The sequence below is a fragment of the Acidobacteriota bacterium genome, assembly GCA_039030395.1.
GTDB lineage: Bacteria > Acidobacteriota > Thermoanaerobaculia > Multivoradales > JBCCEF01 > JBCCEF01.
Map to the genome: position 1 here is coordinate 1 of JBCCEF010000036.1, position 20,691 is coordinate 20,691.

The 20,691-nt window shown below is 67.5% G+C and carries 16 protein-coding genes; 4 read left to right on the forward strand and 12 right to left on the reverse strand.

The genetic code is table 11. From position 1 onward, the window contains the following. On the forward strand, positions 1-467 hold a 467-nt coding region (locus AAF481_19820; protein ID MEM7483416.1), incomplete at its 5' end, for a hypothetical protein. Positions 468-1,332: 865 nt separating this feature from the next. Here the strand turns inward: AAF481_19820 and AAF481_19825 are convergent. The 6 genes from AAF481_19825 to moaC form a co-directional block, all read right to left on the reverse strand. Next, on the reverse strand, positions 1,333-2,409 hold the full coding sequence (locus tag AAF481_19825; protein MEM7483417.1) for a D-alanine--D-alanine ligase family protein: 1,077 nt from the start codon (positions 2,407-2,409) through the stop codon (positions 1,333-1,335). Between the two features lie 118 nt (positions 2,410-2,527). Then, the gene (serA, locus tag AAF481_19830; GenBank protein MEM7483418.1) at positions 2,528-4,105 is read right to left on the reverse strand and encodes a phosphoglycerate dehydrogenase; all 1,578 of its coding nucleotides are present in this window, start codon (positions 4,103-4,105) and stop codon (positions 2,528-2,530) included. A gap of 53 nt (positions 4,106-4,158) precedes the next feature. After that, entirely contained in the window at positions 4,159-5,268 is a 1,110-nt protein-coding gene (locus AAF481_19835) for an alanine--glyoxylate aminotransferase family protein (GenBank protein MEM7483419.1), read from the reverse strand. A gap of 104 nt (positions 5,269-5,372) precedes the next feature. Then, positions 5,373-5,807, reverse strand: coding sequence for a hypothetical protein (locus AAF481_19840; protein MEM7483420.1), 435 nt, complete (start codon positions 5,805-5,807; stop codon positions 5,373-5,375). Further along, positions 5,804-7,033, reverse strand: a complete 1,230-nt coding sequence (locus AAF481_19845) for a DUF1343 domain-containing protein (protein ID MEM7483421.1) — start codon at positions 7,031-7,033, stop codon at positions 5,804-5,806. The genes AAF481_19840 and AAF481_19845 overlap by 4 nt, the downstream gene beginning before the upstream one ends. After that, entirely contained in the window at positions 7,030-7,542 is a 513-nt protein-coding gene (gene moaC / locus AAF481_19850; protein MEM7483422.1) for a cyclic pyranopterin monophosphate synthase MoaC, read from the reverse strand. Before moaC ends, AAF481_19845 begins: the two co-directional genes overlap by 4 nt. A gap of 114 nt (positions 7,543-7,656) precedes the next feature. On the opposite strand from moaC, the gene AAF481_19855 reads away from it, so the two are divergent. Further along, positions 7,657-8,328, forward strand: coding sequence for a TIGR04283 family arsenosugar biosynthesis glycosyltransferase (locus AAF481_19855; protein MEM7483423.1), 672 nt, complete (start codon positions 7,657-7,659; stop codon positions 8,326-8,328). Between the two features lie 103 nt (positions 8,329-8,431). Here the strand turns inward: AAF481_19855 and AAF481_19860 are convergent, their stop codons facing one another. The 5 genes from AAF481_19860 to rsmA form a co-directional block, all read right to left on the reverse strand. After that, complete coding sequence (locus AAF481_19860; protein MEM7483424.1) at positions 8,432-8,713, reverse strand: HU family DNA-binding protein; 282 nt, start codon at positions 8,711-8,713, stop codon at positions 8,432-8,434. Between the two features lie 112 nt (positions 8,714-8,825). Further along, positions 8,826-10,196 (reverse strand): transcription antitermination factor NusB, encoded by a 1,371-nt coding sequence (locus AAF481_19865; protein MEM7483425.1) that lies wholly within the window; start codon positions 10,194-10,196, stop codon positions 8,826-8,828. A 34-nt stretch (positions 10,197-10,230) separates the two neighbouring features. Beyond that, positions 10,231-11,181 carry a methionyl-tRNA formyltransferase gene (gene fmt, locus AAF481_19870; protein MEM7483426.1) on the reverse strand — a complete coding sequence of 317 codons (951 nt, stop codon included), beginning with the start codon at positions 11,179-11,181 and terminating at the stop codon, positions 10,231-10,233. 261 nt (positions 11,182-11,442) lie between these two features. After that, positions 11,443-13,872: a DNA translocase FtsK gene (locus AAF481_19875; protein ID MEM7483427.1), complete on the reverse strand. Its 2,430-nt coding sequence runs from the start codon at positions 13,870-13,872 to the stop codon at positions 11,443-11,445. Between the two features lie 123 nt (positions 13,873-13,995). Then, the gene (gene rsmA, locus AAF481_19880) at positions 13,996-14,838 is read right to left on the reverse strand and encodes a 16S rRNA (adenine(1518)-N(6)/adenine(1519)-N(6))-dimethyltransferase RsmA (GenBank protein ID MEM7483428.1); all 843 of its coding nucleotides are present in this window, start codon (positions 14,836-14,838) and stop codon (positions 13,996-13,998) included. Between the two features lie 230 nt (positions 14,839-15,068). Here rsmA and AAF481_19885 point away from each other — a divergent pair, with 230 nt between their 5' ends. Further along, the gene (locus AAF481_19885; GenBank protein ID MEM7483429.1) at positions 15,069-16,274 is read left to right on the forward strand and encodes a sensor domain-containing diguanylate cyclase; all 1,206 of its coding nucleotides are present in this window, start codon (positions 15,069-15,071) and stop codon (positions 16,272-16,274) included. Positions 16,275-16,689: 415 nt separating this feature from the next. On the opposite strand, the gene AAF481_19890 is transcribed toward AAF481_19885, so the two are convergent. Then, complete coding sequence (locus AAF481_19890) at positions 16,690-18,735, reverse strand: O-antigen ligase family protein (protein MEM7483430.1); 2,046 nt, start codon at positions 18,733-18,735, stop codon at positions 16,690-16,692. A gap of 99 nt (positions 18,736-18,834) precedes the next feature. On the opposite strand from AAF481_19890, the gene AAF481_19895 reads away from it, so the two are divergent. Next, positions 18,835-20,373 (forward strand): aldehyde dehydrogenase family protein, encoded by a 1,539-nt coding sequence (locus AAF481_19895; GenBank protein MEM7483431.1) that lies wholly within the window; start codon positions 18,835-18,837, stop codon positions 20,371-20,373. Positions 20,374-20,691: the final 318 nt, after the last annotated feature.

The window sequence follows — 20,691 nt, forward strand, 5'->3', positions numbered from 1 at the left end:
AGGGCGTTTGGGACAATCGGACCCGACGGTTCCTCGCTCTGAAGGCGAACAAAGACCTGAACGAGAAGGACTTTCAGGAGAAGGAGAGCGTCGTCTTCTCGCCACTGCCATGTTGGCAAGACCTGGAGCCCGTGGCATACCTGAATCGGATCAGGGACTTGGTGCAAGGCATCATCGAAGAAACGACGGTGCTGCACGCCAGACGAGGCACCCAACCTCTGGGAGCCGAAAGCATCCGCCGCCAACAGCCCCACAACCACCCCAATCGACCGGCCCGATCGCCTGCTCCGCTGTTTCATGGCATCGCGAAGGCCGTCAGAAGGGCGTTTATCGACGCCTACAGGGAATTTGTGGAGGCCTACGGAGCGGCGGCCGAAAAGCTCAGACAGGGAGAGCAGGGAGTGACCTTCCCTGAAGGCTGCTTTCCTCCAAGATTGCCCTTTGTGCCTCCTTTGAGGCCTGGATAGAGCGAGCCTTCAGTTGGCAGCGCTCCACAGATCCACCCGATTGTCGCGATCCATGACTCGACCCGTTACAGGTCCACCCACCCGCGACCGATCTAAGGCCGAATCAGCGTCGATCTCTCCCCAGATCCGCCAGAAAGTCCGACTCATCACCTGTCCGACCGCTACCTTTTATAAATTCTCAAGAAAACGAGCAAACAACCTTCAATACTTCGACATTCGGGTGGAACCTAGAATTGGAGTCATCGGCTCTTGCCTGCCGCTTTCGCTGCCTGCCCGACGCCTGCTTCACATTCCGAAATACCAGAGCAAGTCTCCAATGACTGAGACCCCCCCAAGACCCTCTACCAACAAGAGCCACAGGGAGTTTCCACAGTGGCTCCGCAGCTCAAAAGACCTTCACAGTCTATGCAGCACCAGCCCCTAGCTAAGGCTCTCCTGATGGTTTCACTCTTGACATCGCCTACGGGTAGCGGCTCAGTCAGGAGGTCTTTTTCTTGATCTCCTGACAGTGGCACCGACTTGTGGAAAGTCTCGACTGCCCACTTCCGAATTTCTGACGGCTGATCCCCTGCCTCTGGCTCAGTCCTTAGCACCTCAACAGCCAGTTCAAACTGCCGGTGCTCAAGCGACTGCTGCTTCGACGAGGAATCCCAGAAAAGAGCCACCAGAGCCAACACGACGGGAATCGCAATCGCACCGCAAATCTTCGCGACAATTTAGGCCTTGTCCCAGGCATCTTTCTCCGTGCTCGGCATACCAACTCCTTGAGAACACAACACGCCCTCTCTTCTTACTGCTGCACAGATGTTCTTGGAGTCGTCCAAAGTACCAAAGTACTCAAGCGGCACCAATTCGCTACCGGCCTTCAGCCCAACGACCCCAACCACTCCTTGATCCCCCGATCCAGCGCATGGCGATTTCGGTGGCGGGTGAGGGCGTCTTGGACCAGGCGGTCGACGAGTTCGGGTATCGGCACCCCAGTGAGGTCCCACAGGCGGGGGTACATGGAGATCTTGGTGAAGCCGGGGAGGGTGTTGATTTCGTTGACCCACACCTGGTCGCCGTCTTCGCCTTCGGCCAGGAAGAAGTCCACCCGCGCCATGCCGGTGCCGCCGAGGGCTTGGAAGGCACGGATGGCGAGGGCGCGGAGGCGGTGGGAGGTTTCTTCCGGCAGGGGGGCCGGGGCGAGGAGGCGGGCGGTGTCTTCTAGGTACTTGTCCTCGTAGTCGTAGAACTCGCGACCGGGCTCGATCTCGCCGAGGACGGAGGCCTGGAGGGACGGGTAGCCGAGGACGGCGCACTCGATCTCCCGGCCGGTGACGCCGCGTTCGACGATGACTTCGTCGTCGAAGCCGAGGGCGAAGGCGAGGGCGTCTTCGAGTTCCGCCGCCGCGGTGACCTTGCGGATGCCGACGCTCGATCCGCCCACCGAGGGCTTGACGAACCACGGTGCGGGCAACCGCTGGGCCCGCTCGGCGGCGGCGGCGAAGTCTTCGCCGGCGGCCACGGACTCGAAGTCCACCACCGGCACGCCGGCGGAGGCCAGCAGCCGCTTGCAGAGGAGTTTGTCCATCGCCACGGCGCTCGCCGCGACATCCGCTCCGGCGTAAGGCAGGTCGAGCATTTCGCACAGGCCCTGCAAGGTGCCGTCTTCTCCCCAGGTGCCGTGGACGATGGGAAAGATCACTTCCGGCGCCGCGTCCAGGAGGTGCCGGAGGCTCGCCGGGACGCTTTCGTCTTCAGCCGCCATCACCACGTCGGTGGCGCCGTCGAGGGCCGCTTGGCCCGCCGCCGGGGCGACCCAGCGGCCGTCTTCGGCGATGCCTAGGGCTACCACCTGGTGGCCGGCCTCGGTGAGGCCCGCCGCCACGGTGCGGGCGGAGACCACCGACACCCGGTGCTCGACGCTCCGTCCTCCGAATACCAGTCCGACCTTCGCCATGTTCGATCTCCCTCCGGATGTTCGGGTGGCACCCTACTCAGATGTTCGGGTGGCACCCTACTCAGCAGCTGGAAGCTACGGCTGGAATCGGGCGCCGCCGTGGCGACTTGAAGGCGTTCTATGAATCCAGGTCGATGCGCTGGACGTTCTGCACCTGCGGTTCCGCCGAGATGCGCTCGACCAGCGAGTCCGGCACGTCCGCATCCACTCGCAGCACTGCCAGGGCTTCACCGCGCTCGCGGTCGCGGGCCAGGTGGATGTCCGCGATGTTGATGCCGCCTTCGCCGAGCAGGGTGCCGAGGCGCCCGACGACTCCGGGGACGTCGTCGTTGCGCACCACCAGAAGGCGGCGCGAGGGCTGGAATTCCAGCCGGTGGCCGTCGAACAGCACCACCCGCGAGCCGCCATCGCCGAACAGGGTGCCGGCCACCCGGTGAGCGCCGTCGGCGCCGGTCGCCTCGACCTCCACCAGCAGCGGGTACCCCATCGCCCCGGTGTGGACGGACTGCACCAACTCGATGCCCCGGGAGGCGGCGATGCGCTCGGCGTTGACGTAGTTGACGGCGGTGCCGAGGAGCGGGGTGAGCGCCCCTTTGAGAACCGCCACGGCGACCGGGGTGCGCAGGTTGTTGTCCAGGCCCCAGTAGCGCACTTCGAGGCGCTCCAAGCCCTTGTGCACCAGCGAACCGACCAGCCGTCCGAGCTTTTCGCCAAGGGCCAGGTAAGGCTCGCCGCGGGTGCCGGTGGAGGCGAAGGGCAGGTTGACGGCGGAGACCGCCAGGGAGCCGCCGAGGGACTCGAGCACCATGTGCGCCGTCTGGGTGGAGATGCGCTCCTGGGCCTCGCGGGTCTGGGCGCCGATGTGCGGCGTGACCACCACCTTGGGGTGCTTCACCAGCTCCGGGTAGTCGATCGGCTCCTGGCTGAACACGTCGAGGGCGGCGCCGGCCAGGCGGCCATCGTCGAGGGCCGCCAGCAGGGCTTTTTCGTCCACCGTGCCGCCGCGGCCGCAGTTGATCAACAGCGCTCCGGCCTTCATCTGGGCGATGCGCTCGGCGTTGAGCAGGTTTTTGGTGTCGTCCGTCAAGGGGGTATGCAGGGTGATCACGTCGGCGGCGGCGAGCAGTTCTTCGAGGGGCAAGAGATCGACCCCCAGCCGCTTGGCCGCCTCTTCGCCGAGGAAGGGATCGTAAGCCACGACTTCCATCTCGAAGGCGCGGGCGCGGGCCGCCACCTGCTGGCCGATGCGACCGAAGCCAATCACCCCCAGGGTCTTGCCGTGGAGTTCCATGCCGACGAACTTCTTGCGCTCCCAGGCGCCGGTGCGGAGCGACGCGCAGGCCGAGGGCACTTTGCGGGCCAGCGACAGCAGCAGCGCGAGGGTGTGCTCGGTGGCGGACAGGACGTTGGCGGTGGGCGCGTTGACCACCAGGATGCCGCGCTCGGTGGCGGCCTTGACGTCGACGTTGTCGACGCCGATGCCGGCGCGGCCCACCACCTTGAGGCGCTTGCCGACGTCGAGCAGCTCGGCGGTGACCGTGGTCCCGCTACGCACGACCAGGGCATCGAAGTCCGGCAGCAGTTCCGGCAGCTTGTCGCGCTCGTCCGCCTCCAGCAGGCGGACTTCGGCGCCGGAATCGCGCAAGATGGCGATGCCGATGGGATTCAAAGGGTCGGAGATCAGGATTCGGTACACGGTATGGTCCTCGGAATATTCGTCGAAGTATGGGTCGTCTGGGAGGCTGGGCGTCAGCCCGCCGCTAGGATGTCCTCAATGGCCGCCCGCAGGGGATCGAGATCCGACTCGCGCACCTCGCCCATGTGGCCAATTCGAAACGTCGTGTCCTTCCAATCGCCATAGCCTCCGGCGACGGTCCAGCCGCCAGCGGCCAGCCGTTGCCGCAGCGTCGCCGGCTCCCGGCCGGCCGGCGGTCGGAGGCAGGTGACCGTCCAGGAGCGGGCTCCGGCCTCGGCCGCCACCTCGAACCCGCTCTCCTCGGCCCAGCGAACGGTCCCCTCGGACGTCCGCCGATGGCGCTGCCAGCGCGCCTCCAGGCCCTCGTGGCGGATGCGCTGTAGCTGGTGCGCCAGGGCGTGGACCTGCGCCATGGCGGCGGTGGTGATGGTGCCGCCGCGGCTGGTGCCGTCGCCCCGCTGTTTCTCGACGTAGCGTACGAGATCGGTGTAAAAGCCGCGGCCGTTCATTCGCCGCGAGCGCTCCAGGGCGCGCCGGGACACGGCCGTCGGCGCCAGGCCGGGAGGCGTCGCCAGGGCCTTCTGGGACGCCGTCACCGCCACGTCCAGACCCCAGGCGTCGAATTCCACCGGCGCCCCGGCGAGGGATGAAACGGTGTCCACCAGGACCAGGGCGTCGCTCTCCTCACGGATGACCTGAGCGAGCTCCGGCAGCGGGTGCATCACCGCCGTCGAGGTCTCGTTGTGGACCAGGGCCACCGCATCGTATCGGTCGCCGGCCCCGCCACGGCGGAGCGCCTGGCGCAGAAGATCCGGATCGACCGCCTGCCCCCAGGGGACGGATACTTGATCCGCCTCCTTGCCGAGAGAGCGGGAAATCGCCAACCAGCGCTCCGAAAAGGCACCGGCGGTCAGGTGGAGCACTCGCCGCTCGACGGTGGACGCGATGGCGCTTTGCATCATCAGGGTGGCGCTGCCGGTGGCCACCACCACGTCGCCGGAGGTGCGAAATACCTCTTTGAGGCCCGCCACCACCGCGTCCAGCACATCCAGAAACTCCGGCGACCGGTGGGCCACGACGGGCTCAGTCATCGCCCGGCGGGAGGCTTCCGGCACGTAGGCCGGGCCGGGCAGAAAGAAGCGGATGGGCTCGACGGGGGTCATCGGGGGCTTGGCGCGATCCAGCGGCGGGAGATGTCAGCGGACGGCGGTGATCGGGAACTGGCGAAACCGTGCGGAATTTTCACATGCCGCAATGCGGCGGTCAATCATTCCTCCGATCCCCACGGACGCGGCCGGGAGAGGCGCCCGATGAGCTCTTCCGCGCTCCCCTCGAAGATCCGGCCGGCGGCCGACCGCACTCGCCAGCGGCCCTCCGGTAGCGCCTCCAGCCGGTCTTGGACCCGCCCCTCGGCACCGCGCACCAGCACCGCCGCGCAGCCGCGAAAGTGCTCCCGCAGGAGATCTTCCAGCACCGCCGGCCCCTTGCGCGCCTTGACCACCACGGTGCGCTGCTCGGCGACATCCACCGCCCGCACGGCGCCGGCCTGGGCCGCCTCTTCAAGACCCAGAGGAATCGATCCAGCACCTCGGTAGTCGAGCCAACCGCAGCGCAGACCTCGGCCGGCGAGGGCAGCGAACCACGGGCGGAACGTCTCCGCACCCTCCCCGTCCGCCACGGCCAAGAGGTGGATCCGCTTCACGCCGGCAGATCTCCCGGCCCGCCAGGGCCGTCGTAGAGCAGGATTTCGCGGCGCTCTGCGGCGAAGGACGCCTCGTATTCCGTCCAGCTCGCGATCCAGCGGTCGAATGCCTCGCGGTCGCCCTCATCCATCGCCCGGCGACAGTGCTCGCCGCCGGTGAGGAGGTCGATCGCCGGCCGGTCGGCGACGAACTCATACGGCGCTTCGCGCCAGCGAAAGTCCATCGGCGAGGAGTCGCGGCAGGCGAAGAGGATCTCGACGCCGGTGCGCAAGGGGTGGAAGCTCTCGAAGTCGGTCACCAGGAGCTGGACCCCGCCGCACTCGGTGCCGGAGTGTTTCTGAAACTGCGGCCGGAAGTAGAGGGGCAGAAAGGTCACCCCCGGCAGCTCGCGGGCCGCCAAGCGCTCAGCGAGGCCCACCGGATCGAGCCAGGGGGCTCCGATCCACTCGAAGGGCCGCGCGGTGCCCCGCCCCTCGGAAAGTTCCGTCGCTTCGACCAGACAGGTGCCCGGATAGACCAGGGCGGCGCCGAGGGACGGCATGTTGGGGGACGGCGACACCCACGGTCGGCCCCCTATGCCGGGCGCCCCCAAACCGGGCCACAAGGCATCGCGCTGCCAGCCCTCGACGGGCCACACCCGGCACCGGGCGAGACCGGATTCCGGCCGGCGCAGGCCCTCCAGCCGGGCCAGCTCGCCCAAGGTGCAGCCGTGGCGAACGGGCGTCCGGAAGGCGCTGACGAAGCTGTCGTAGCCCGCCTCCACCGGCGGCCCTTCGAGCACCGCACCGCCCAGGGGGTTGGGGCGGTCGAGAATCCACACCTCGCAGCCGGCGGAGAAGGCCGCCTCCGCCGCCCACAGGGCCGAGGCGACATAGGTGTAGTAGCGGCTACCGACGTCCTGCAGGTCGATCAGCAGCAGATCCAGCCCGGCGAAGGTTTCCGGATCCGGCCGCAAGGAGTCCTCGTCGGAACCGTAGAGGGACACCACTTCGATGCCGGTCCAGGGCTCTCGGCCGCCCGCGGCCGGGATCATGTCCTGCTCGATGCCGTGGTAGCCGTGCTCTGGCCCGAGGAGCAGTGTCGGCGGCGTGCCGGTGGCGACCAGGGCGAGATGACCGGGCCGGCCGTCGGCGGTCACCGAGGCACCGTGGCCGAGAAAAGCATAGCGCCGCCCGGCGAGTTCTCGCGCATCGAGCAGCAGCCGATCGAGGCCGGTGAGGATCAAGCCGGCGACTCCGGCGTGTCCGGCGGATCCGCTCCCCCACCGCGCCGAAAGTCGCCGCTCTTGCCGCCGCTCTTTGACTCCAGGCGCAGGTCCGTGACGACGGCCTCGCGGTCCACCGCCTTGACCATGTCGTAAAGGGCGAGAGCGGCGACGGAGCAGGCGGCGAGGGCCTCGATCTCGGCGCCGGTGCGGGCGGTGGTGATCACCCGGCTGCGGATTTCCACTTCCGCCTCGCCCGGGTGCAGTTCCACCTCCACCTGGTCGAGGGGCAGCGGATGGGCCAGCGGCACCAGGTCCGCCGCCCGCTTGGCCCCCTGAATGCCCGCCAGGCGGGCCACCGCCACGGCGTCGCCCTTGGGCAGCGAGGCGAGACGGGCGATGGTTTCCGGCCGCAGCAGCACCCGGCAGGACGCTTCGGCGACGCGCCGGGTCACCGCCTTGGCGGACACGTCCACCATGCGGGCGTTGCCCTCGGAGTCGAGATGAGAGAGATCGGACATGGGCGGGATCTTAGCGCGGAGGCAGACCATACGGCGCGTGCCGCCCGTACTCTGCTAGCCTGCTCTTTCGTCGGACTCTCGTGCGTTCATACCGCAGTGCAGGATGGATCGGAGTGGATCGCTTTGCGTCTCGCCATCGTCATTCCCACCCTCAACGAGGACTCTTCCCTCGCCGAAACGCTCCAGAACGCCCTGGCGATCGCCGATGAGGTGGTGGTATCCGACGGCGGTAGCCGCGACGGCACCGTTGCCCTGGCCGAGGGCCTCGGCGCCCGGGTGGTGTCCGGTGAGCCCGGACGCGGCGGTCAGCTCAACCGCGGCGCCGCGGACACCGCGGCGGAGGCTCTGCTTTTCCTCCACGCCGACACCCGGCTGCCGGAGGACGCCGGCCAGGCGATACGGAAGGCGCTGTCGAACGGCGCTGCCGGCGGCGCCTTCTTCCTCGCCTTCGACACCGACCGGCCGATGCAGCGCTTGGGCGAGCGGCTGATCAACCTGCGCACCCGCCTCACCCGCACCCCCCTCGGCGACCAGGCTCAGTTCGTCCACCGGCACACCTTCGAGGCCCTGGGCGGCTTCCGGGACTGGCCGATCCTGGAGGATCTGGACTTCGCCCGCCGCTTGAAGCGCCACGGCCGCCTGGCTCTCCTCCCCGGCCCCGCCGTCACCGCCGCCCGCCGCTACACCGGCGGCGGCACGGTGCGCACAGTGGTGCGCAACTGGCTGATCTGGATTCTGTTCTTTTGCGGCGTCTCGCCGCACAAGCTGGCGCGCCTCTACCGACATATTCGGTAGTCCCAAAACACGAAAGCCGTGTGGCGATCGCCACACGGCCCGGCCTCCGCCGCTTGATCAGCGCGAGAGAAACTTCAGACTACAAAGGATGTACTGGGGGGAGTCAGCTGTTGACAGACGCCTTGAGGTCCTTCGCCGGCTTGAACTTGACGTTGTTCGAAGCCTTGATGGTGATGGACTCACCGGTGGCCGGGTTGCGGCCCTGGCGCTCGGCACGGTGGGAGATCGAGAAGCTGCCGAAGGCGTGGATCGAAACCCGCTCGCCATCGCCCAGGTGGTCCGCGATGGAACCGAAGATCACATCAAAGGCTTCACCGGCCTGCTTCTTGGTCAACCCCTCGACTTCGCCCACAACCCTCTCGATGATTTCAGCTTTACCAGCCATTGAACTTCCTCCTTGGAATCAGTAGTGACGGTACTACGCGGGGGCAACCATAAGCGAACGGAAAAGGCCTGTCAATGTTAGGTTCCAGCCTTTTTTTGCGTCCAGAATGAGGTCAACTTCGGAGGCGTTCCAGAACGGTGACGGTGAATCCGTCGTGATCTCCCCCGGGGAGCAGCCGCCAGAGGCCCGGACCGTCGATGGCGCCGGCCAACGGGGCCGTCAACTCGGCCTCCAGAGGCAGCGGTGAGAAATCGCTTCGATGCTCGAGAAAGCGGGCCACAACCCCTTCGTTTTCTTCGCTTTCCAGGGAACATGTAATCGCCGTCAGCAGCCCCCCGGGGCGCACCTGATCGGCCACCCCTAGAAGCATCGCCTCGCCCTGTTGCACCAGTCGGCCAATTTCTTCTTCGGAAATTCGCCACTTGAGCTCCGGGTGCTTGCGCAGGGTGCCGGTGCCGGTGCAGGGTAGATCCATGACGACCCGGTCGAAGGTCCCGCCGAAGGAACCGGCCGCCGCATCGGCCACCACCAGCGGCAGGCCGCGCCGCAGACGGCGTAAATTGCCGGCCATGACGGCGGCGCGCTCCAGATCACGGTCACCGGCAAACACCTGCAATGTCGGCTCCTGGGCGAGGAGCGCAAAGCTCTTGCCGCCCGGCGCCGCCGCCGCATCGAGCACCCGGTCCTGCGGTGAGGGAGGCGGGATCAACGCCGCCACCTGGCTCCCTTCGTCCTGGATGTAGAAGTCGCCGCGTGCGAAGGCTTTGGTGGCCAAGGGGTCTCCCCGCAACACCGTCAGGCCGCGGTGGGACCAGAGCGTCGGCTCGACCTCCAAGCCTTCGTCGATCAGGGTTTCGCCCAGCACCTCACGGCCGCCGCGGTCGGCGAAGGCCAGGAGCTGCAGGGGCTTGGGCCGGTTGTTGGCCTCGAGGATTTTTCGTGTCGCCGCTTCGCCAAAGCGCGCCAGCCAGCGCCGCACCAGAAATTCCGGATGGCTGAGTTCGATCGCCAGGCGCTCCACCGGATCCTCCGTCTCGATCGGCCAGGCCGCGAGGGAGCCGTCCCGCGCAATGCGGCGCAGCACCGCGTTGACGAAACTCGCACCGCCCCGGTGGGTGCGTTGGGAGGCCTGCTCCACCGCCTCGTGCACCGCCGCGTGGTGGGGAATGCGGTCGAGAAAGAGAATCTGATAAGCCGCGATGCGGAGCACCGAGTGGAGCGGTGTTTCGATGTCGGCGAAGGTGCGATGGCTGGCCCGCGCCACCACGTCGTCGATTCGCTTGAGCCAACGCAGGCTGCCGAGGACGAGTTGACAAAGGAGAGCCTGGTCGCGGTCGTCGAAGCGCTCGAGGACGGTGCTCAGGAAAGAATCCACCGGCGCCCGCGAAGCCAGGGTGCGCTCCAGCACCCAGGCGGCGGCCACCCGCACATTGTCTTCGGCCGGACGGCGAGGGGTTTGCCGCCGGCTCCTGCGCTTGCTCATGGAAACTCGGTCGCGGCGGCGCGCTCGACGCCGATCAAGCGAACGTCTCGCCGACCCGCACCCGCTCGCCGTTCGCGAAGTCCGAACTGCGGATCGCCTTCTTTCCCGGCCGCTGCACTTCCTCGACGCCGAAAATGGTGCCCTGGCCGCACAGAATCGCCAAGCGCCCCTGGCGCAGGCCAAGGAAAGTGCCACTCACCCCGAAGGGCGCTTCTTCCCAAGTCATCGGCACGCCCCACACGATCTTCAGGGGCCGCCCCCGGAAGTGGCCCGCCAGCCCCGGCCAGGGGGTATAGGCACGCAGCCGGTTGTAGATTTCGTCGGCGGTCAGCGCCCAGTTGATCTTGCCGTCGCGCTTGGTGATCTGTGGCGAGTAGCTGGACGATTCGTCGCGCTGTTTGCGCGGCTTGATCTTGTTCTTCTCGCGCTGATTGAGGGTCTCCACCATCAGCTCGCCGCCGAGCTTGGCCAGCCGTTCCTGTAGGCGCTCGGTGGTCTCGTAGGAGCGGATCAGCGTGTCGTCCTGCAGCAGGATCGGCCCGGTGTCCATCTCCTCGTCCATCAGCATGGTGGTGACGCCGGTTTTCTTATCGCCATTCAGGAGCGCGCCCTGCACCGGTGAGGCACCGCGGTGCTTAGGCAGCAACGAGGCGTGCAGGTTGATGCAGCCCTGCTTGGGAATCGCCAGCAGCTCCGGCGGGAAAATCTGTCCGAAGGCCACCACCACCGCCACGTCCGGTGCCAGCTTTTCGATTTCGGCGATGAACTCCGGATCTTTGACGGATTCCGGTTGCAGGAGCGGAATCTTCCGCTCCACTGCCCACTCGGCCACCGGCGGGCGGCCCACTTCCTGGCCACGGCCGGCGGGTCGGTCGGGCTGAGAGACCACCAGATTCGGCGTGCGGCCGGCGGCTTCCAGGGCATCGAGGGTCGGGACGGCAAATTCGGGGGTCCCGAAGAACACCAGTTTCTTGATCGCAGGCATGGGGCGGATGGTAGCAGAGAAGATTCGGCTTCGGGCATCGCCGCGAAGCCTTTCACCTGCAAGACTTCACAGCAAACTTGCCGGCAGAGATGGCGGGTACGCACGGACTTTCTGGTCCCACGCTCTGAGCCTGAAGGGCTCGGCGGCGCCGGAGGCGCCGTGGATGGGGTGAGCCCGAAAAATCAGTACTTTTCGGGCGAGGGGGCGCCCAGCCCCCTCAAAGGAAAGCCAGCAGCACTGCTGAAATCATGCGCGAAGCGCTTATTCGGCAGTCTGCTGGTGGGCGAGATCCATTTCCTCAAAGTAGTCCGCTTTGACCAGCACCTCACGCGGCTTCGAGCCCTGCGGCGGACCGAGGATGCCGTCGCGCTCCATGATGTCGATGAGGCGCGAGGCGCGGGAGAACCCCACCCGCATGCGGCGCTGTAGGAAGCTCGCCGAGGCCTGGCCTTCGGACACCACCATGCGAACCGCCTCGTCGTACAGTTCGTCGTCCGCGTCACCGGCATCGCCGCCGCCGGACGAGGCCTCGAGCGGCTCCAGCAGCTCCGGGTTGTACTCCGGCTTGCCCTGGGTCTTCTTGAGCCAGCGCACCAAACCCGCTGTCTCCTGTTCGCTGACGTAGGCGCCGTGCAGCCGGACGATGCGCGAGGTGCCCGGCGGCATGAACAGCATGTCGCCCTTGCCGAGGAGCTGCTCGGAGCCCACCCGGTCGAGGATGGTGCGGGAATCATGACGGGTGGCCGTGGCGTAGGACACGCGGCACGGGAAGTTTGCCTTGATGGTGCCCGTCAACACGTCTACCGACGGCCGCTGGGTGGCGACGATCAGGTGGATGCCCACCGCCCGGGCCATCTGCGCCAGGCGGGCGATGGCCGTTTCCACCTCCGACGAGGCCACCATCATCAGGTCCGCCAGCTCGTCGATGATGATCACGTAGTACGGCAGGGGTTTCAGATCCTCGAGGCGAACGTCGCTCTCCTCGTCGTTCAGGGCCAGGCGCTTCTTGACCTCCGGATCGCGGATCGCCTGGTTGTAGTAGCCGATGGACCGCACATGGACCTCCGCCAGCAGCTTGTAGCGGTCCTCCATCTCCTTGACCATGCGCTGCAGAGCGACGGCAGCCTTCTTCATGTCCACCACCACCTCGGCAGCGAGGTGCGGGATGTCCGCATAGACCCCCAGCTCGATACGCTTGGGGTCGATGAAGATGAACTTCACCTCGTCCTTGTGGGCCTTGTAGAGGATCGAGGTGATCATTGCCTGCAGGCCGACGCTCTTGCCGGCGCCGGTGGCTCCGGCCACCAGCAGGTGAGGCATGGTGGCAAGGTCGGCGAAATAGGGCTCGCCGTGAATGTCCCGGCCCATCGCCAGGGTGAGCTTGGACTTCGCCTTGACGAAGGATTTGTCCCCCAGCATCGGGCCGAGGCGGATGATCGACCGGTTGTCGTTCGGCACCTCGATGCCGAGGGTGGAGCGGCCGGGAATGCGGTCGATGCGCACCGAGTCGGCTTTGAGGGCCAAGGCGAGGTCGTCCTGCAGATTGACGATCTGGCTGACCTTCACCCCCGGTGCCGGCTGAAACTCGAAGATGGTGATCACCGGTCCCGGGCTGATGCCCTCGATGGTTCCCTCCACCCCGAATTCGGCGCAGCGGGCGCGGATCGCCTCGCCGCGCTGGACGAGGGCGTTCTCGTCGTAGCTGCTTTTGACCTCCGCCATCTGCAGAAGGTTGATCGGCGGCAGGCCGGACTTGGTGGCCGGCGGCGTTTTGACCAGTTCGAGCTGGCGGTCCGGGCTCGCCTTGCGGCCAGACGCGGTCTTGCGGCGGCGGGCCGGCGCCTTGCCGGTGGCCGGCGGCTCTTCTTCGAGGGCCGACGGCACCGCCACCCGGCGCACCGAAAACTCGCCGGCGCCGGCCTTTTCGCGCACCCGCAGGGGCAGGTCCACTTCCGGTGCCGCCTTGGCCCCGTCGCCGGCGGTGCCGGCGCGGCGTTCGGCGGCCCGCGCCAGATGCTTCTTGACGACTTTCTCGCGCGCCCGGTCTTTCGCCTTGCGCTCGCGGCGGCGCGCCCGGGCCAGCCCCATTTCCTGCCAGCCGGCGCGTACCTTCAGCATCAGCTTCTCGAGCAACTCGCCGAGGGTCGACTGCACCAGCAAGGTGCAACCGATCAACAGCGCCGCCACCAGCACCAGCAGCGCCCCGGCGACGTTCAGGCGGCCGGCGAGGCCAGTCGACAGCAGCTCGCCGAAGGCGCCACCGGCGGCGATGTCGCCGCCGCGCCAGGGCAAGCGCCCGACGGTGAGCTGCAAGAAGGCCGGGGTCGCCAGCAACACCACCACCGCTCCGAAGCCGCGACCGAAGGTCCTTTTGGCGAACCGGCCGCGCATCCGCCGCCAGCCGGCCAGTGCCAGGGCGATGGGCAGCCCAAATGCGGCAATCCCGAACAAGCCGAAGGAAACCGCCGCCAGCTCGGCGCCGACGGGGCCGATCCAGTTGCCGGCGGAGGCCTCCGGATCCGCCGGCCGATGCAGCAGGCTCGGATCCCGCGGATCGAAGGTGACGAGGGACAGGACGAGGAGCAGCGCCACCGTCAAAAGAAGCAACCCCGACAGCTCGTTCCGCTTTTCCGGTGCCAGGCGTGGACGCGCCCGGCCCTTCTTGCCCGCTTCGGTGGTGGCTACCGCCATCTAGTCCGTTCCTCTCCCCAACCTTTGTTTCTCCGCATTTGGGTCGCCCGCAAGGCTCAAGCCCCCAATGCTCAAGAAGAGTCTCAAGGGGTATGCGCTAAATAACGATCGATCCTAACAGATTCAGCCTCTTGAAGGCGTCGCAGCACTGTGCCCCGGCCGCCCCCGGAAGAGAACCAGCAGTCGCTCCAGGTCGAGTTCCTCGGCTCGGCTCCGAGCATCGATCCCCGCCGCTTCCAGGGCGTGGCGCGCCGCCGCCTTACCCCATCCCGCCGCGAGGGCGTTGGCAAGGGTCTTTCGGCGTTGCCCGAAGGCCAGGCGCACCATGGCGAGAAAGGCCACCATTGCATCCTCCGGCAGAGGTGGCGGCAGCGGTTCGAGGCCGACGAAGGCGCTCTCCACCTTCGGCGGTGGCCGGAAGGACCCCGCCTTGACCCGGCCGAGCAGGCGCGCCCGGGCATGGGCCGCCACCAACACGCTCAAACCACCGTAGGCGGAGTCGCCGGGACCGGCCGTCAGCCGCTCAGCCACCTCCCGCTGCACCAGAAAGGCCGCCCGATCGACCGCTCCGGGATGGCGCAGCAACCGCTCGATGATCGCCGTAGCGACGTTGTAGGGCAGGTTGCCGGCCACTCGCGTGGGCAGCGGGGCGGTCCGCCGGAAATCGAGCGCCAGCGCATCGCCCACCACCACCCGCAGGCGACGATCGGGCAGACGGGCGGGCAAGGTCGCCGCCCAGGCCGGGTCGAGTTCCCAGGCGAGCACCGTTTCTGCACCGGCGGCCAGCAGTTCCCCCGTCAGCACTCCCCCGCCGGCTCCGATTTCCACCAGTCGCCGGCCGCGCGGCGCCAGATACTCCACCAGCGGACGACAAACAGCGCCGTCCCGCAAGTGGTGCTGACCCAGTTTTTTGTCGAGGCGGGGTTCCCACCGGTGAGAGGTGGACGAACGGGAAGGCGAATTCATAGAAAGGCACCGTATCAAGGCCTCGGCACCGGATTGGCAGACCCCGGCGAAATCCGGACGTCCCGCTCGAGGCCGCCGACGACACGAGTTGATAGAATGAAGGTCATTGCATTTGAAGTAGATAGGCGAGGACGACCCGGTATCGATCAGCGCGAGTATCTCCTGCGAAACCGACCCTCCGGACCGACCGCCCCTCGACCTAGATCGCAACGGATCCCAGAGTTTCCGCCGTGAAGCCGACTCAACCCAAGACCACGACCGTCGAGCCCGAGACGACGGAGCGCCTGACCGGCGTAGTGCAGCTTCCCGGTCGGGGCCAGTTCCACTGCCTGGATCCGGAGCACCTCGAACGCTTCCTGGAACGGCGGCGAGCGCCCACCGACTTTCCCCTGGAGCTCAGCCTGGCCGAGAACCTGGTCGAAATTCTGCGCAAGGCGAACGAGTTCGTGCCCTCGGCGGCCGGCTCCATTCTGCTCGACAACCCGGTGGACAAGCACGACGAGCGGGAGCGCAACACCCTCACCTTCATCGCCGCCTTCGGCTCTCGCGCCGATGGTCTGGTCGGTCGGACGATCGACGCCGACCGCGGCATTGCCGGCTACGCCTATCGCACCGGCGTCGCTCGCAAGGCGAAGGAGGCGCACGAGGATCAACTGTTCTTTCCGGGGGTCGATGCGGAGACGCACTACACGACCCGCTCCCTGGTGGCGATCCCGATCCGCATCGAGAAAGAGGTGTGCGGTGTTTTGGAACTGATCAACCGCCACGACGCGATCGAGTTCAGCGAGCACGACGTGAACCTGCTGGAGATCTTCGCCGGCTACATTTCGGTCTCGATCCAAAACGTGCTCGACGGCCGCCAGGCCAACGAAATCGCCAAGCGCGACAACCTCACCGGCCTCTACAACGACCGCTACCTCCACATCGCCCTATCGGACACCATTCGGCAGTGTCGGGACGAGGGCAAAGATCTCGCGGTACTGTTCTTCGATCTGGATTTCTTCAAGCGGATCAACGATAACCACGGCCATCTCGCCGGCAGCCAGGTGCTGCGGGACATCGGCGAACTGCTGCGCAGCATCCTCACCGTCCCGGACGCCATCCCGGCGCGCTATGGCGGCGATGAATTCGTGCTGGTGGTTCCGGGGATAGAACTCGACGCGGCGATCGAGCTGGCCGAAGACATCCGCACCGCCATTCTGGCGTCGGAGTTCTGCTCCAGCAGCGGCGAGATTCAGCCGGAACCGCTCCACCTCACCGGCCTCACCTGCTCCGTCGGCCTCGCCACCCTGCGCCATCACACGGCCGATGACTCTTCCGTCGACACCAGCCGGAGCAATCTCCTGCGGCTGGCCGATGCGGCGATGTACGTCGCCAAGGAAACCGGCCGCAACCGTACCGCCATCGCCGGTGCTCCGGTTCGCCGCCGGCGTTAGCTAGCCGGTCGCTGAAAAGGCCTTCGGCCTATGATTTCAGCTTCCCAGCCAGGTCTCCTGTCCAGGGGGCTGTGCCGGGCCGCGCAGGCGCCCCCTCACCCGAAAACATCGGTGTTCCGGTCTCACCCCGTCCTCGGCGGCTTCTCGCCCTTCGGGCTCGGTCGCGGTCCCCTCGTCTCTCGGCATGATGAACTGCCCGCACACCGCCGAGGCGACCCGCGGGAGCAGTTGCTCTTTTTACAAAGCCGTCACCGCGTCGCCACCGCCTGGGCCGCAAAACCGCAAATCACTGCGGAAATCACGGCAAATCTCGATCTCCATCGAATTCCACAATTCGGATATTTTCGAGAATCGATTACAAACCACTGATTCCAAAAACCTTACGCAAATTGCACAAGAATCTGTTCAAAGCGCTCTAACCCCCGTTGCCACGGGGGAATCCGCTCTCCGGAGTGCTTTTTTCCACCGCTTTTTCCACAGCAGTTGCGGAATCCTCAGATCCGCCCGTCACATCCTCGGAACACTCCGGGCCGGCGCGACGAAGGTCGTTTCCCGGCAGGGTGGTCGCCGGCGGCAGGCCCATGCCGATGGCTCCCCGGCGCCCCACCGGCACCGGCAGAATCCAGCGCGGCTGGGCGGGCCGCCGGAAAGCGCGCAGGCTCAAGGAAACCTCCTCGGAACCATCCACCCGCACCGCCAGATGACCGATGTCCCCACCCTCTTCGTAGGGTGCCGGCGACGAGGCACGAAGCGCTTCGCGCCAACCGGCGTCGATCCCGGACCAGGCGATGGCGGCGTCGCGGGCGGTCGCGAACAGGCCCGGCCGCTCGCGCCAGAACTCCGCCGCCGCCAGTCGCGGTTCCGCCAACAGAGCGCGCGCACCCCGGCGGCCGGCCCAGGGGCTGTGCGGAGCGATGCGGGCGGCGTGGAACGGCGCCATCGCCCCGAGGGGATCGAGGCGGCAGGCCGCGAGCAGTGCCCACTCCGCCCATTGCCGATCGACCTCCTCGGCGTAGACCCCGGCCGATAGCCAGAACACCGCCACCCCCGGCGCCCCATGGGCCGCACGGTTCGCGTCGAGGGATCGTTCTTCGGCGCGGGCCGGCGATCCGCTCGCCTCCCAGGCCGCCGCAGCGAGGTAGAGCGGAAAGTTCGGATCGAGTCGCAGGGCCGCTTCCGGGCGATCGGAGAAGGCGAAATGAGCGCGCAGTCCGGGCAACAGGGCAAGGCACGCAAAGAGCAAGTACAGCATCGCCACCTGGGGAGCCCACCGCGCGCCACGGCGCTTGCCCGGCCGCGCCGGCGGTAGACAGGCGCCGGCGGCGATCGCCAGCGCTACCGGCAGGGCGAGGATCGCCCACCAGCTGGTTCCCAGCAGGGCCACGCCGGCTCCCGCCAGAGCGACTCCCCCACTCCGCGCCAGGGGCCGGCGGGAGCGCGCATTCCAGAACAGCAAGCCCGTCAGGAGAGCGCACAGAGAGAATCCCACGAATCCGATCTCGTAGAGCAACTGGAGAGGCGTGTTGTGGAGTTCCGCCACCACCTGGCCGGGCGGCGTGACGCCGGCCCGGGGCTCCAGGTGAAGGCCAAGGGTCCAGGGAGTGGCGCCGGGACCCCAGCCGAGAAGCGGCCGCTCCAGCCAGCCGTCGGCCCCTCCCTGCCAATAGATCTGCCGCGCCGCGAAGGACACATCGCGGCCACCGGCGAGGTCGAGAAGGCGCGGCGCCAGGGGCGCTGAGACGACCACCCCGAGCAACAGGCCGAGCGCCAGGCCAGGCACCAGAGCCGTCTTGCCGAGGCGGCGCCGGGCCCAAACCGCGCCCAGCGCCGCCGCCTCCAGCGCCAGGCCGATCATCCCTACCAGCGATCCGCCGGCCACCAGCGCCGCCACCGCCAGCACCGGCCCGGAGCGGGTGGTCCAGCGCAGCGCCGACGAAGGCGACCTCGCGCAGTCGCGGGCCGCCCGCCAGGCAATGGGCAGCAGCGCCAGCAGCCACACGGCCATCAGGCCATGGTGCCCGATCGGCCGGGCGGCGCGAGCATCGCCCAGCAAGAAACGCCCGACCACTGCCCATAGGGAAATTCCGGCCACCACCCAAGCCAGACCGATGAGGCCGACCCGGCGGGCACGCGGTGAGTCCCAACAGCGCGCCACCGCCGACGGCAGGAGCAGGAAAGCCGGCAGCAGGATCAGCGCCACCCGGCCGGCCCGCGGTACCGGCGACAGCCACAGGCTGGCCGGTACCACCGTAGCGCACAGCCACGGCAGCCAGCGCCAGCGCCGGCCGAGGCGGAGCGGATCGCGCCAGTCGCCGAAGAGAGCGCCCAAGGAAAGCACCGCACCGTAGGCCACCGTCGCCCCGACCGCCGAAGCGCCGCCCACCACCGTGCCGCACCAGCCGGCGAAAAGCCCGGCCAGGGCGGCGGGGATCAGAGCGCGTAGCGGGGAATGGAAAAGCATCGGGAATCGGTTGCTTTCGGGGCGCGGAGGAGCCTTTGCGGCCACCCTACGATATCCTTCCGCCTCACCGAACGAACCCAAGTCCAGCAGGAGATTTTCATGACCGTATCCACCTCATCCTCCGTCTCCGAACTGCTCTCGTCCCTCGGACTCGAAGCGGAGAATCCCGGCGCCTTCGACGGCCGCTGGATCGACACCACCGGCGAGCGCATCGAGTCCGTGAACCCGGCCACCGGCGAAGCCATCGCCGCCGTCCGCATGGCCACCGACGAAGACTACGAGCGGGTGACCGCCACCACCGTCGAAGCCTTCGAGGCGTGGCGCACCTGGCCGGCCCCGCAGCGCGGCGAGATCGTCCGCCAGCTCGGCCAGGAGCTTCGCGAGCACAAGGAGGCCCTCGGCCGGTTGGTGACCCTGGAGGTCGGCAAGATCCTGAGCGAGGGCCTGGGCGAGGTGCAGGAAATGATCGACATGGCGGACCTCGCCGTCGGTATGTCGCGCCAGCTCTACGGCAAGACAATGCACTCGGAGCGGCCCCAGCACCGCATGTACGAGCAGTGGCACCCGCTCGGACCGACGGGCATCATCACCGCCTTCAACTTCCCCGTCGCCGTGTGGGCCTGGAACTCGACAGTGGCAGCGGTATGCGGCAACTCGATGATCTGGAAGCCCTCCGAAGAAGCCCCGCTCACCGCCCTCGCCGTCACCAAGATCGCCCAGCGGGTGCTCGAAGCGAACGATGCGCCGCCGATCTTCAATCTGCTGATGGCCGGCCGCAGCGGCATTTCCGAGCGGCTGGTGGCGGACAAGCGCTTCCCGCTGATCTCCGCCACCGGCTCGATCCGCATGGGCCGGGCGGTGGGTTCGGTGGTCGCCCAGCGCCTCGGCCGCTCGCTCCTTGAGCTGGGTGGCAACAACGCGATGATTGTGATGGACGACGCGGATTTGGACCTCGCCCTGCGCGGCGTCCTGTTTGCCGCTGTCGGCACCGCCGGCCAGCGCTGTACTTCCACCCGCCGGCTGTTCCTCCACAAGTCGATCGCGGCCGAGATGCGCCAGCGTTTGATCGACGCCTACGGCTCCATCCGCATCGGCGAGCCGCTCGACCCGGGCACCCTGATGGGACCGCTGATCAACCAGCGCGCCGTCGACACCATGCAGAGCGCGCTGGCCACCATCCGCCAGGAGGGCGGCGAGATCCTCTACGGCGGCGGCGTGATGGAGCGCGACGGCTTCTTCGTGGAACCGGCCCTGGTCGCGGCCAAAACCGCCATGCCGATCACCTGCGAGGAGACCTTCGCGCCGATCCTGTACCTCTTCGAGTTCGACGATCTGGACGAGGTCATCGCCCAGCACAACGCCGTGCCGCAGGGTCTGTCGTCGGCCGTCTTCACCCGCAATATGCAGACCGCCGAGCGCTTCCTGGCGGCAACGGGAAGCGACTGCGGCATTGCCAACGTCAACATCGGCACCTCCGGCGCCGAGATCGGCGGCGCCTTCGGCGGTGAGAAAGAAACCGGCGGCGGCCGCGAAGCCGGCTCCGACTCCTGGAAGGCCTACATGCGCCGCCAGACCTGCACCCTCAACTGGGGCACCGAGCTGCCGCTGGCGCAAGGGGTGGAATTCGATCTCGACTAGCAGAGCCCCGCACGGCCCAGGAAACATAAGCCTCGCCACTGCCTTACTGGCGGTGGCAAGGCTCTGAAACCCGGAGCGCAAGACCCTCGAGATTGACTTTCTGAAGAACAGCAAAGTAGGCGGCCGGGCGGCCGTCGAGTACCGGAAAGTTCACGCTCACATTTCAAATGGCGAGCCCTAGGAGCCCGTGGTGAAATTCCCGCGGGTCGCGTTGGGAGCGCTTTGCCTCCGTCCGCAAGGCGTCGAAGCGCAGGCGATGCGGTGCCATCGTTGAGCTTCGGCAACGCAGCGGCCGGTGGCAAACCGCCCCAACCCGAA